Here is a 13,823-nt window from a genome sequence, read left to right on the forward strand (position 1 = left end):
AATGAGTGACATGAGCTACCCAACTAAAGAAAAATCTCAGTTCATGAACGTCCAAGGAGGAGAAAAAAAGGTTATGAAGAAAATTTTATCCGTAGCATTATCTACAGCAATGGCATTCTCGATGTTTGCCTCTGTAGCATTTGGTGAAACTGCAACAACTCCACAAGCGAAATTTGATGCTTTGGCAGCGAAAGGTATTCTTGAAGGGTACCCAGACGGTCAAGCTCATCTTGAAAAAGATCTGACTCGCGCTGAATTCGCGAAGATCGTGACTAAATTGTTTGATCTTCCAGAAGTAGCTCCTACAACATTGTCTTACAAAGACAAAGGTTACACTAAAACTATGTGGGCAGTGCCTTACATTGAAGCTGCAACTGCAGCTGGATACATGAAGGGAACTGACACTGTAAAAGGTCTCTTTAACTTCAATGGTAAAGTTACAGTGCAAGAAATTGCAGCTGTACTGCACCGTGCTTTGAAACTTGAAACCCCTACTACAACTGACAACAATGCAGCTGTATGGGCTAAGGGTTATGCACAAGCAGTTGTTGAAGCTGGTCTGGTTGCAAAGGGTGTTGATTTCAAATCCAACGCTACCCGCTCTTTGGTAGTAGAAGCTGCTTATGCTGCTGCTAACTACTCGAAAGCTCCTACAGTAGTTTCGGGTGATGCTTTGAACCCAACTAGCGTATTGGTGACTTTCTCTGATAAATCTACAACAACTGTAACTCTGACTACCGCTTTGGTAGAAGGCGTTGAAACTACAGTTCCTTTCAAACACAACAACGTTGATTACAGCGTGAAGGTTACTCTTGCAGCTCCTAAGGTTGTTTCTGTAACGGCTCCAAACTCTAAGCAATTGCAAGTAACATTCAACCGTGCAATTGATACTTCAACTGTCGTTTCTAACGATAAGCTTAAATCCGGTGTTATCAAAGTAATTCCTTTGAATAACCAACCTGCTATTACAGTAGATGGTGCTGAAGTGAGCGTTAACGCTGCTGGAACTGAAGCGGTTGTTACCTTCCCAGGTCTTGAATTCCTTAAAGGCCAATACACTGTTGTTGTAACAGATGCAGTTAAGACAAGTGCTGGTACAGCTCTTGCTAATTACAGCGCTTTGTTGACTGCTGCTGATACAGTAGCTCCAACAGTTGCAAGTGTAACTGCTGTAGCTAAGGATACTACTAACAAAGTGCTTGTGAAGTTCAGCGAGCCAGTTAAACCGGCTGGAATCATTGCTAGCGTAAACGGTGTATCCGCTACAGTAACTCGTGAAACTTACGACACCTTCAGCTTAACTGCAGGTACATTGAAGACTGGTACAACTTATGATGTATCCTTGTTGAATGTTAGTGACTTTGCTGGCAACCTGGCAAGTCCTAATCCGATCAAAACAAGCGTAGCTGTAACTTCTGATACTGCTGCTCCTACAATTACTTCTGTTACTGCAGTAGGTGATAGCCTTATCACTGTTAAGTTCAACAAGAAAGTTAACTATCAGTCCTTGATTGGTAACGTTAAATTCTTGAATACTTATGGAGAGTCCCAAGGAACACTTAGTGTAGAGTCAACTTCTGACAGCGACACTATTAAGTTTAAAGTTCCTGGTGGATTCAAACTGCCAGACTCCGGTTCTTACACTGGATCACTTGTTTTCGGAGCAACTGTTAAAGACACATTGGGCAACACGCTTGGTACACCAGTAACTCAACCAATCACACTTGTGAAGGATACTACGGCTCCTGTAGCTTCTAATGCAGTATTCAGCACTGATAAAGGTCTGGTTGTACCATACTCCGAAGATGTTACGCTGGTAGGTGGAACACCAACATTGATTAGCGACTCTACTGGTCTAGTAGTAACTGGTGTTGATTTCAGTGGTGCTAAGATTGTTGACGGTACTAAGCTCACATATCCAAATGTGAAGGGTCTTAGTGGAACGTACACTCTGCGTCTTCCTGCTGGTATAGTAACAGATTTGGCAATTGCTAAGAACAAGTCAGTTGGCACTACTATTAATGTCAGTGCTGCAGCTGCAACTACAACTGACAGTGAAAGACCTGTAGTTACAAGCATCACTTACTCTGAGGGTGTTAAAGCTGATACTGAAGTTGTCTTCACCGTAACAGTTAAAGACAACGTTGGTCTGAATGTGGTATCCCTGCGTGATGTTAACAGTTATACTTTGGGTAGCAAAGCACTTCCTACAAATTCCTACGCTCAGCTATTGAGATCTACTGGAACTGCAACAGCTCCTACAGAAGCAGTAGTTGAAGTACGCGTTCCTAAATCAGCAATCAGCAAAACTGAAGCAATTGAATTTATTGCATTCGGTGTTACTGATACTGCAGGAAATGGTACATTAGGCGCTACTATTAAGCCAGTATTGGCAGACGGTGTTAAACCAACCTTGGATTCAGCAGCTGTTTCTACTGGAGATACTTCACTTCTGCAATTGACATTCTCCGAGTCGATCGAATTTGCTACTCTTAAGGCTAGCGACTTCGTAATTTTTGTGAACAACAGCTCGACTCCAACAGCAATTACTGGTGGTTTCACTGCCGGTGTTGGTAACGATGCAGGTAAATACTATGTTAGACTTGCAGGATATTCTGACCTCAATGCTAACAACGTAAACAGTATTACTGTTAAAGTTATCGATGGTGCAACTGCTGCAGATAAAGCAGGTAACACTATCGTTGGTGATAAGACAGTAAACGCTAAGTAATCTCCGATTACCGAAGCAAAGAATAGCCTCTTCGGAGGCTATTCTTTTTTTTAGATTTTTTATGTAATAGGACTTACAATCCCAGTACATTGGAGGTTAGTATGAAACCAACTTATAAAATAATGACAGCAGCTGTGCTTATTACAGGCAGTCTGTGGGGTGGATCCCTCTTTTTTGGTGAAGCTGACGGCGCCAGTGTAGGCAACCAGCCAGGAACGTCTGAAGATCCTGTAGTAACCAAAAGCTATGTGGATCAACAGATTCAAAAAGCGCTACAGGGCGGAACTATCGCTACACAGGCTCCAGCAGCGACACCAACTCCTGCAGCAACCCCTACGCCTACAGCAACACCTAGCCAGAATAAAGGCGATGAAGTTGAGATCGTTGATGTGAAAGCAGGTCAGACTCTGATTGCCGGAGCGGGTGCCGAATTTATCGTTCGCGCCGGAAAGGCGGCTATTTATTCTCAGGACAGCAATGGTGTTGCTGATTTAACTGATGGAGCGGATCTGGTTAACGGTACTGCTGTACCATCCAATCATCTGTTATCTTTCCCTCGTGCCGGACGGGGCATAGTGGTACAAGACGGTCAGGCTGGTGGGCTGGTGGTTATGGTGCGCGGAGCCTATACATTGAAATAGGCTCGAATATAAATAGGATGTCCTAATATCGGATTCGTCATACTTCGGCACAGTTTACCACTGTTGACAAACATTGAGGCGATTGAGGCCCTGGTAAAGAGCACACAATACTTCCTGTAATCTTAAAAAAATTCAGGAGGTGCTGTAACATGGCACGTACTAACCGCACAGTTGTACCGGAGAGCCGGGCAATGCTTAAACAGATGCAATATGAGATCGCTGCTGAATTTGGACTATATGGAGCTTCTTACGGTGGCGGGGCTGACACAGAGTTTGCTTCTGAACTTGGGGCTTTGGGTGGTGCTGGTGGAATAGGGCGAAGTCAGTACCTCGGACATCTTACATCCAGAGATAACGGATCTGTAGGTGGGGAAATTACAAAGAGACTGGTGAAACAAGCAGAGCAGTCTTTGTTTACTTAATACCCGAACCACTCTAGGGTTTGCGGGGAATCATTGTTTTATTAAATAAGCTAGTACCTTACGCTATGACGGGTAACACTGGCTATAATTGACACCATCCGGCAAATAAGATAATATGACTTTTGAGGAAAGCCATAAACCTTTTCCATGCGGAAAAGGTTCATTTTTTTAAGATATGCGGTATTCCGATATTTATACTATACTTATTTTATGTGGCCTGTTATTTGTTAAGGAGCCCCCTTATACAGTGTCAGACTATCCATATGGGAGGTTATTGTACATGTCGATTAAAGGACGTCATTTATTTACTTCCGAGTCCGTAACGGAGGGACATCCGGATAAGATCTGTGATCAGATCTCTGATGCGGTACTGGATGCTTTTCTGGCTAATGATCCAAACGCACGTGTCGCCTGTGAGGTAGCGGTAGCAACGGGTCTTGTGCTCGTCATTGGCGAAATTAGTACAAAGTCGGAGTATGTAGATATACCGGCCATTGTACGTAATACGATTAAGGAAATTGGCTATACACGGGCGAAATATGGCTTTGATTATAATACTTGTGCCGTTCTCAGCTCGCTGAATGAGCAGTCTGCAGATATTGCCCAAGGTGTAAATGCTGCGCTGGAGAACCGCGACCCTGCACAGGTTGCTGAAGAAACCGCCAACATTGGTGCCGGTGATCAGGGGTTGATGTTCGGGTTTGCTACGAATGAAACACCTGAGTTGATGCCGTTACCCATTGCTTTATCTCACCGTATTGCCCGGCGCCTGTCTGAGGTCCGCAAGAATGGCACTTTGGAATATTTGCGTCCTGATGGCAAGACACAGGTGACCATTGAATATGATGGTGAAAAACCGGTACGCGTAGATACTGTAGTGGTATCCACACAGCATGCTGAAGAAATTTCGCTTGAGCAAATTCAGGCTGATATTAAAGAACATGTTATTTTGCCAGTTGTTCCTGCCGAATTGCTAGATGAGAATACTAAATATTTCATTAATCCGACAGGCCGTTTCGTTATTGGCGGTCCGCAAGGTGATGCAGGCTTGACTGGGCGCAAGATTATTGTCGATACTTATGGCGGATATGCCCGTCATGGTGGAGGGGCATTCTCAGGGAAGGATCCGACTAAGGTCGACCGTTCCGCAGCTTACGCCGCCCGTTATGTCGCCAAGAATTTGGTGGCCGCTGGTCTTGCCGACAAATGCGAGATTCAACTGGCCTATGCCATTGGCGTTGCTAATCCTGTCTCGATTAATGTAGATACATACGGAACAGGTAAAATCAGTGAGGAAAAAATGGCTCAGTTAATCAGCAGCAACTTCGATTTGCGGCCGGCCGGAATCATTTCCATGCTGGATCTGCGCAAGCCGATTTATAGACAAACTGCAGCTTACGGTCATTTTGGACGTACGGATATTGATCTTCCTTGGGAACGTGTGGACAAGGCAGAAATGCTTAAAGATCAGGCTGGGATATAAATTATAGCTTTAGAATCAGGCTCGTAAAGGCAATTCTTCGTTTCAAGGAAGAGCTGCTTTTACGGGCCTTTTTGTATGCTCATGCTGAAATTATAAATAAGTCAACTTATCTTATAGAGGAACTCTTCTAAACTTTGGAAGCCTTTTAGCCGAAATATAAGAATATATGTAAAGACGAAAGTATGGCTTGAGAGGAGTCTATCACCGCATGAAAAGGAAAATTTCAATATTAGTAGCACTCATTCTGGCAGGGGATCTGCTGCTCAGTGCAGGGTATTCGTCAATCGGTCCCGGGAATTCAGCAGTTTATGCTGCAAGCGAATTCAGCATGGTGACTTCGCCAACAGCAGGTGAGGTCAATGTAAATGTATCGTCCTCCATTAAGCTGAAATTCGATCGTCAGGTGTATCCGCAGAGTGGAGATATCACCCTTACTACGCGAGACGCAGGCACGCCATATGTGACGGTGCCTATCGGCAGTTCTGGGCTAATCAGCAATTCTACGGAATACGAAGTTAAATTAGGCAAGCAGCTGGAGAAGAACAAAACCTATACTGTCACTGTTCCCAGAGGACTATTTAAGGACGGGGCAGGTGCTGACTCAGCGGCTGCTTCATGGACATTTACCACATCACCTGAAATGAACCTGAATATTGGGGCAAGCGAATTCAATCCGGCGAACTATTCACGGGTAGATTCCACAACGCTGACTCAGCTTAGCTTTAAGCTGAACAAGAAGCTGCAAAAGAGCGGTGGATCCATTAGACTCATTTCCTCGGCAGACAATTCGGTTGTTCAGGAATTCAAGGTTAATGATGGAGATTATTCAGTCAATTTGCAAAGCGATGAATCTTCCACGATAGTGAGATTGAATCTTGCGAGTAGACTTACGGCCGGAAAAAGTTATTATGTTCTAATCGATCCTTACGCCTTTAAAGATGATGAGAATAAAACCTTCGCTGGAATAACCAGTGGGAACATCTGGAGTTTTTCCACAAAGGGAACAGGCGCTGCGGTAAATGTATCCCCAGCCAGTGGTGCTACTGCCGTATCCCCAGCCGGCAACATTCAGCTGAACTTTGACCAGCCGATGACGCCGGTTAATGGAGTGATCACATTATCTTCCACTAATGCAGCGGATACAAGATACTTTGATGTGAACTCCTCGGCTGTTACCGGTGGTGGGACCAGAACTATAACGGTAGCATCGACATCGGTGACGAGTCCGCTGATGAATAATACTATTTACACAGTCACTATTCCTGCAGGCGCGTTTAATGACCAAGATGGCAATGCTTTTCCTGCCTCAGGAACACCGTATGTATGGAGTTTTACAACCACTTCACAGACAGGGTACGCTGTAGACTCGCTCAGCCCGGCAGACCGTAGTGAATCTGCGGCGCTTGATCAGCCCATTAAGATTACCTTCAACCGTCCAAGTAAATATATTGAGACGAATCCTGTGAGCCTGTATAAGAGTAATGGAACTAAATTAGGATCAAAAGTAATCGTAAATAACGACACTGAATTCGTAATCGTGCCTTCAAATACGCTCGAAAACGATACGGTTTATTACGTTGATGTTCCTCCAGGTGCTTTTGTTCAAAAAAATAATCCAAATTCATATGAGGGACTCAGCGGGAAAAACTCTTGGAGTTTCCGGACGGTAGCATTAGATAAGAGGGCACCGGTTCTGGTGTCTACACAGCTTGAAAGTAACCGCACAATCCGGCTGAAGTATGATGAAGCAATTCGTCCGGCAGTTGCTCTGCTGTCTTCCAGCTTTAATGTAACCGTCAACGATGAGAGAAGGACAGTAGAGAGTGTATATATCCAAGGCGACAGTGTGTATGTAACCCTTAGTACGGGTGTAGCAGTAGGCCAAGTTGTCAAAATAGCCTATACGGGTGGCCTTAGAACGATTCAGGATGCCGCCGGCAATGCAGCATCTACGTTTTCACTACGACAGGTAACGAATACAGTCCAAACGGCACTTCCTGCACCTAAGGACGGAATTTTGTCAGGCAAGACTTTGACACTGAATTTCAATGATACGCTTAAAGCGATTTCCACCAACGCCTTCAGCCAGTTTTCTGTTTATGCAGATGGTGTTTCACTTGGAGTGGTTTCCTCCACTTCCAGTGGCTCCACGGTCGTCCTGGGGCTAAGTAGTGATGCACCGAATGGACAGACGATTCGCCTAGCCTATTATGCCGGATCTTATCCTGTCCAAGATCAATATAGCCAGAATATAGCGAATTTCAACGATTTTTATATCCGTAATACCAGTGATTCAACTGCACCTGTTTATCAAAGCGCTTCAGGCTCTGGAAATAAGATTGTGCTTACATATAATGAGGGATTGTCTACGGCCAATTTGCCTATGAACAGCCAATTCTCCGTACTTGTGGGGAATACACCTAATTATGTGACAAACGTAGAAGTAAGCGGGAATCTGGTAACCTTGACGCTAGCGAGTGCCTTGAACACGAATAACTCCACTACGATTTCTTATGTACCGGGAACGGCCGGAATCAGTGATCTGAACGGCAACCGGGCCGCTTACATTAACCTGCAGCCAGTTTCGGTTTCAGGCACCAGCAGTAACAGTAACGGTACAACAACAGTGCCGTTTATTAATTCAGCGACCATCTCCGGTGATGAGCTTATTGTAAACTTCAGCAAAAATATGCAGGCGTCCTCAAGCTTGTACACCAACCAATTTGGCGTGAGAGCAGATGGAAGCAGTGTGGGTGTACAATCGTATACTGTATCGGGAAGTACATTGAAGCTGCTGTTGTCCACGGTAGTCAAAACCGGACAAACCGTCGTTTTATCCTATATGTCTGGTTCCGGAAATATTCTGGATCTGAACGGCAGTGCGCTTGCTTCATTCAGCGCGCTTTCTGTTCAGAACCTCACCGGTGTAGGCACATCGGCAACCGGGCGTCCTTCGTATCTGGGAACTTTGGCAGCAAGTGAATTTGGCAAAGAGTATCCGCTATTGAAGGGGGACTCCGCAGCTTCTGCGGAGGACCGTTCCGTATATAACCAGTCGGTAAAAAGATATACTCTTACGGCTGACCGTTTAACTGCCAGCTATGATTATCTCAATAAAACGGGCAGTCCGTCTCTGGCATTCGAAGTACCCTCCACGGAATTGGGGGCCTATGTAGTTGTACCGCTGAAGCCCCTGCTAGAAGCAGTAAAACGCGACAGTAAGGCAACCTTTGCTATACGTTATGGTGACAGCCTGTACAATCTTGCACTAAATGACATGGATTTGACCGGCCTTGCGTCCAAGTTAACTACAGACAGCAGCAATATCTCGCTGGTGCTAAGACTTGAAAAGGTACCTTTCGGCACATTTGGGCCACTTGAGGCAACGCTTAAAACTCAGGGACTGCAGAGTGTAACCAGCCTTGTGGATATCCGTTTGACCGCTGCGGTCAGCGGCAATTATTCCAATAGTACGGTTCTAAATGTTCCGGGTGAATATACGGCCCGTACAACTTCTTCTTTAGTCAGTGACCAGACTTTAGCAGCCAGACTGGACCTTGTCTATTCTGAAGCAGCATATCTGCCTAGCAAAATCAGCGGGGCAGGAAGCTATACCTTCATTCAGGCGAAGGTGGTAGGGAATCAGGTGGTAGGAACGTTCCTGTCTACCCGGGGCTTTTCAGATATGAGCAGGCACTGGAGCAAATCAAGTGTAGCTTTGCTGGCAGCCAAAAACATTATAGACAACAGCTACGGCAGCACCTTTAAGCCGGAGCAGAAGATTACCCGTGCCGAGTTCGCGGTGATGCTAAGCAGAGGACTTGGGCTGCTTGGTGACCGTGAGACAGCACAGCGCTTCAGTGATGTTCAAGCTTCTACCCAAATCGGAGATGCTATAGGCGCAGCGGCCAAGGCCGGAATTATAACCGGCAATACGGATGGTACATTCCGTCCAAATGCCAATATTACCCGTGAGCATATGGCGACAATGATGATTCGGGCTATGGAATACACCAAAAATCCGATTACGCTTAGCGGCACAACCACATCCGTACTTTCGGCCTTTAAAGATAAGAGCAAGGTTTCGGGTCAAAGCGCCGAATTTGTGGCCAAAGCTGTGCAGGAAGGAATTATTCTGGGTATGCCTGGCGCCCAGTTTCAGCCTCAAGGCAATGCCACCCGCTCTCAAGCAGCAGTAATGCTGCAGCGGATGCTGACAAAGGCCGGTTTCTTGTAAAAAGTTAAGAATTTATATGTTTCACGCTATAAATTATCCTTCTACTTCTCGCTGAAACGGATACCGTCCTTTTGAGGGCGGCGAAGTCGTTTCCACTTGCAAGCGGTATGAGTACCTAAGTGTGCCATTTCTACCGACAATAGTTGTATGTCCGCTCTCAAGCGTCCGGTTTTGCGCCGGGCGCTTTTTGTCAGTTCAAATTGATGAATCTAGTAATATTCGCAACTTTTTCCCATAAATTCAGTCTATTAAAGGTATAACGGGAACATAGAAAACGGTTTATAGATTTTTGAAAATAGATGTGAACCTATGGGGAAGTTTAAATTTTTAACAATGAGATGGGAGAGTTACGCTGAAATGAATGAAGTATTCAAGGACAAGAATAGCAGAGCAGATTTACGGGGAATGAAAATGTCGCCAGCTAAAAGATGGATCGCCGCTTCATTGGCAGGAGTGCTGTGGATCATGCCGGTAATCGGCAGTGAAGGGTTGCCGCATTTCGGGCCGGGAACCGCATCGTTGGCTCAAGCAGCAGCCTCTATCAAAGTAACCAAATTGGGTGAAGAGGTAATCACTTCAGGGGCAGTGATGATGAAATATAAATTCTCCACCACCCGCTCCGGCAAAAATGCGACAGGGCTCGCGGATGTAATTCGTGTAGATCTGAGCAACCCCTACGTATCTCTAGACGTTATGACCGGCAAAGGCGGCAACTTGACTACGCGCCAAAGCACAGGCGGTATGGCTGCGGAAACCGGAGCAGTGGCGGCAGTTAATGGAGACTATTTCAATACAAATGGTGAAGGCGCGCCTATCGGTGGACAGGTAACGGGCGGCGTCGTTGTTTCAACGCCGTCGCAGCTTAATGGAATGTACGCCTTTGCTGTTACCAAGGACCGCAAGCCTGTGATCGACGAATATACGTTTGAAGGGCTGGTGACGGCGGAGGATGGTTCACAATTCCCGTTATCCGGCATCAACAAAGGAGCCTATACTCCGGATGGAGGCGGTTCCACATACAGCCATGCCAATGCAGCCTATGTTTATACGGATGCCTGGACAGCACGGGAGCGGCCAAAGGACAGCTCGGCCAGCCCCACAGAGGTTCTGGTTGAAAATGATATCATTACCCAGATTTCAGAAGCCGGTAAACCTCTGGCAATAGCAGTTCCTAAAGGTGCCTATATTCTGCGGACACATGGACTAGCTTCGCAGTTTGTTACGGGGCACCTGGCTGTAGGGCAAAAGCTGGTCACAGACTATACGCTACGCTCCAAAACAACGCAGCAGGAGCTCGATCCCGCCAATCTGCAGATGATGATAGGTGGACATACGATACTGGTCAATGGCGGCCAAGCTGCGACCTTCTCGCGCTCAACCAGCAGTCTTGGCGGTTACCGTGCCCGCACAGCACTGGGGTATTCACAGGATGGACAGTATGCCTATGTTATCGCAGCCGAGAAGAATGACAACAGTGCCGGAATGTCGCTGGCAGAGCTGCAATCCTTCATGACGAACATCGGTGTCTGGAAGGGGCTCAATCTGGACGGAGGCGGCTCCACAACGATGGTAGACCGGCCTTTGGCCGAAACCTCCACCACTCTTACGTTTAATACAGAGTATGGCAAAGAGCAGCGCAGCATTGTCAACGGGCTTGGAGTATTTACATCTGCTCCAAAAGGCGAAGTGAAAGGGATTAAAATCAGCGGCAGCCCGGTGCTTCTGATCGGACAAAAGGAAAGCTATTCTTTAAAAGGCTATGATACGTACTATAATCCAATCGATGTAGCTGCAGCAAACCCGGCTTGGGTAGCAAGCAATGGCAGTGCAAGTGTAAGTACGGGGGAAGTGACCGGAGTGAAACCGGGGACAGTCACCTTGACAGCGACCAGCGGTACGGCCAGCGCGTCTACTAAGGTCACTGTTCTGGGTGGTGAAGATCTGAACGGTTTGTCTGTTGGAACGGCTACAGCGCCTCTTACGGCCGGTGCATCGGTATCCGTGCCTGTGACGGCAGCTGCCAAGAGCGGAGCAACAATTTCAGTGCCGAATTCAGCACTCAAATGGGAGTTTGTCGGTTTTAAGGGCAGTGTGCAGGATGGCAAGCTCACAGTTGATTCTGTCAATCATGGTGTGACTACCGGATATGCGATCGCCCGTTATGACGGCTTCAGCACTGCAGTTGTATTGTCGGCAGCGGCTGCTTCTACCTGGGAAGACTTTGAGAATGTAACTTATCCGATTGCCTTTACTTCCAATGTCAACACTGTAACAGGAACTGCGGGGGTTACGGCCGGCAGTGCTGAACGGGCAGGCTCCAAGGTGCTGTCGCTCAGCTATGACATGACGGCCGGCAGTGGCAAAATGTATGCCTACGCCCAATTCAATGGTACGAGCGGTAAAAGCATCCCGGCAGCAGCGACCTCAATGTCGATTGATGTCATGGGCGATATGAGTTTGAATTGGCTGCGGGCTGAAGTAGTGGACAGCAGCGGAACTACAGCTTATATTGATTTGGCCAAAGTTATCGACTGGAACGGCTGGAAAAGCTTGAATATTGATTTGTCAGGCTCCGGAATTAAATTCCCTGCTTCCTTAAAGAGATTGTATGTGGTGAATGTAGAGGAAGGACAAGACGAGCGGGCCAAAACCGGCACCGTTGCTTTTGACAATCTTTCCTTTGTGATGCCGTCGCTTTCCAGTGAAGCTGGGCTCCCGAAGGGAACCGCTGTAATGAAAATCGGTTCCAAATCCATGGCGCTGAACGGAACGGATAAACCCATTGATGTAGCTCCGGTTGTTAAGGGGGAGAGTACTTATGTGCCGATTAAATATGTGATGGACGCGTTTGGCGGCAGTGCGGGTTGGAATTCAAGCACCAAGAAGATCTTGGTTTTGCGCGGTGCAAAAGTTATGGAACTTACTGTGAATAGCAAGGAATATGTGTTGAACGGGAAACGGCAGAGTGCTGAAGTAGCCCCTTTGATCCTACAGGGCAGGACTTTAGTACCTCTAAGATTGGTCTCAGAACAGCTAGGTTTGACCGTAAAATGGGAACAGAACACGAAGACCGTAACTATCGAATCGTGATATGTTAGTATAAAGGAAAGCCTTTAATACGATTCGATAGAAATGGGGCAAGCATCCGTGGAATTTCAGGCCGATGCGATAGATCGCGTCATTAAGAATACCATCGACGTGATGGAGAGCAGCAAGTATCAGATATTTGAAATATTGCAGGTTGCACGGGATGAGCTTGTTGCACTCACCAAAGAACTGCAGCGCGTTATGGAAGAAACGGATGAAACATTGCAAAAGGTAGACAAACTGGAGCTGCAGTACCACCGCTCCCGCATCCGGCTGACTGAGGTTAGCCGGGATTTTGTCCGCTACTCGGAGAAGGATATCCGGATTGCGTATGAGAAGGCGACAGAGCTTCAGCTTGAGCTCATGATGACAAGGGAAAGGGAAACCTATCTCCGGAGCAGACGGGATGAACTGCAACAGCGGGTTCGAAGTGTGGAGAACTCAGTGGAACGTGCCGAATCGATTGGTTCGCAAATGAGCGTTGTCCTGGAATATTTGTCCGGAGAACTAGGACAAGTGACTAGAATTGTCGAAACTGCGAAGAACAGGCAGATGATCGGACTAAAAATAATCCTGGCTCAAGAAGAGGAACGGAAGAGAATTGCCCGGGAAATTCATGACGGTCCCGCTCAAATGCTGGCGAATTTAGTCCTTAGGACGGAAATTGTAGAAAGAATGCTGGTAAAGCAGGAATTTGCCCTGGTGCAGGACGAAGTAATAGACTTAAAGGGACAGGTTCGATACAGCCTCGAAGAAATGCGCAAGGTGATTTTTAATTTACGTCCGATGGCTCTCGATGATTTGGGGCTGATCCCGACACTCCGTAAATACGTTCATGATTATGAGGAGAAGACGAAGATCAGAACCTCCTTTGAAACGAGGGGTAAGGAGCACAGGCTGTCTTCTGCCATGGAGGCGGCGGTGTACCGCCTGGTTCAGGAAGGTTTGTCCAATGCGGCCAAGCATGCCTTTCCCAGCTATGTGCTAGTAGAGATCACTTATCAGGCGCAGCTGATTAAGATCGTCGTAAAGGATAATGGATTAGGCTTTAATGTTAAGAAGGTAAGCGAGCAGAGCAACCGTGAAAGCTTTGGACTGGTAGGCATGCGGGAGCGGGTGGAACTGCTTGAAGGAAGAATGGAAATTTTGTCAGCAGAGAATCAGGGCACAACAATTGTAATCCACATTCCGACGAATGTGGATAAGGGAAAGGAGTAATGTG

At 46.7% G+C, this 13,823-nt stretch carries 7 protein-coding genes; all 7 read left to right on the forward strand.

Annotated elements, in window-relative coordinates:
- Position 1 precedes the first annotated feature (1 nt).
- A complete protein-coding gene (locus NYE29_RS12640) occupies positions 2–2,731 on the forward strand; it encodes a hypothetical protein (RefSeq protein ID WP_340896252.1) in 2,730 nt (909 codons plus the stop codon).
- 101 nt (positions 2,732–2,832) lie between these two features.
- On the forward strand, positions 2,833–3,372 hold the full coding sequence (locus NYE29_RS12645; RefSeq protein WP_340896253.1) for a hypothetical protein: 540 nt from the start codon (positions 2,833–2,835) through the stop codon (positions 3,370–3,372).
- Positions 3,373–3,521: 149 nt separating this feature from the next.
- Positions 3,522–3,794 (forward strand): alpha/beta-type small acid-soluble spore protein, encoded by a 273-nt coding sequence (locus NYE29_RS12650; RefSeq protein WP_340896254.1) that lies wholly within the window; start codon positions 3,522–3,524, stop codon positions 3,792–3,794.
- A gap of 280 nt (positions 3,795–4,074) precedes the next feature.
- Entirely contained in the window at positions 4,075–5,277 is a 1,203-nt protein-coding gene (gene metK, locus NYE29_RS12655) for a methionine adenosyltransferase (RefSeq protein ID WP_076109642.1), read from the forward strand.
- A 208-nt stretch (positions 5,278–5,485) separates the two neighbouring features.
- Complete coding sequence (locus tag NYE29_RS12660) at positions 5,486–9,514, forward strand: Ig-like domain-containing protein (protein ID WP_340896256.1); 4,029 nt, start codon at positions 5,486–5,488, stop codon at positions 9,512–9,514.
- Positions 9,515–9,871: 357 nt separating this feature from the next.
- On the forward strand, positions 9,872–12,604 hold the full coding sequence (locus NYE29_RS12665) for a stalk domain-containing protein (RefSeq protein ID WP_445322162.1): 2,733 nt from the start codon (positions 9,872–9,874) through the stop codon (positions 12,602–12,604).
- Between the two features lie 57 nt (positions 12,605–12,661).
- Positions 12,662–13,819, forward strand: coding sequence for a sensor histidine kinase (locus NYE29_RS12670; RefSeq protein WP_038600984.1), 1,158 nt, complete (start codon positions 12,662–12,664; stop codon positions 13,817–13,819).
- Positions 13,820–13,823 lie beyond the last annotated feature (4 nt).

It is taken from the genome of Paenibacillus sp. FSL M7-1046 (assembly GCF_038007405.1).
Lineage (GTDB): Bacteria > Bacillota > Bacilli > Paenibacillales > Paenibacillaceae > Paenibacillus_AQ.

Bases quoted from the DNA above. Each gene is read 5' to 3' on its own strand.
- NYE29_RS12640 (WP_340896252.1), top strand. From the start codon at position 2: ATGAGTGACATGAGCTACCCAACTAAAGAAAAATCTCAGTTCATGAAC.
- NYE29_RS12645 (WP_340896253.1), top strand. From the start codon at position 2,833: ATGAAACCAACTTATAAAATAATGACAGCAGCTGTGCTTATTACAGGC.
- NYE29_RS12650 (WP_340896254.1), top strand. From the start codon at position 3,522: ATGGCACGTACTAACCGCACAGTTGTACCGGAGAGCCGGGCAATGCTT.
- metK (WP_076109642.1), top strand. From the start codon at position 4,075: ATGTCGATTAAAGGACGTCATTTATTTACTTCCGAGTCCGTAACGGAG.
- NYE29_RS12660 (WP_340896256.1), top strand. From the start codon at position 5,486: ATGAAAAGGAAAATTTCAATATTAGTAGCACTCATTCTGGCAGGGGAT.
- NYE29_RS12665 (WP_445322162.1), top strand. From the start codon at position 9,872: ATGAATGAAGTATTCAAGGACAAGAATAGCAGAGCAGATTTACGGGGA.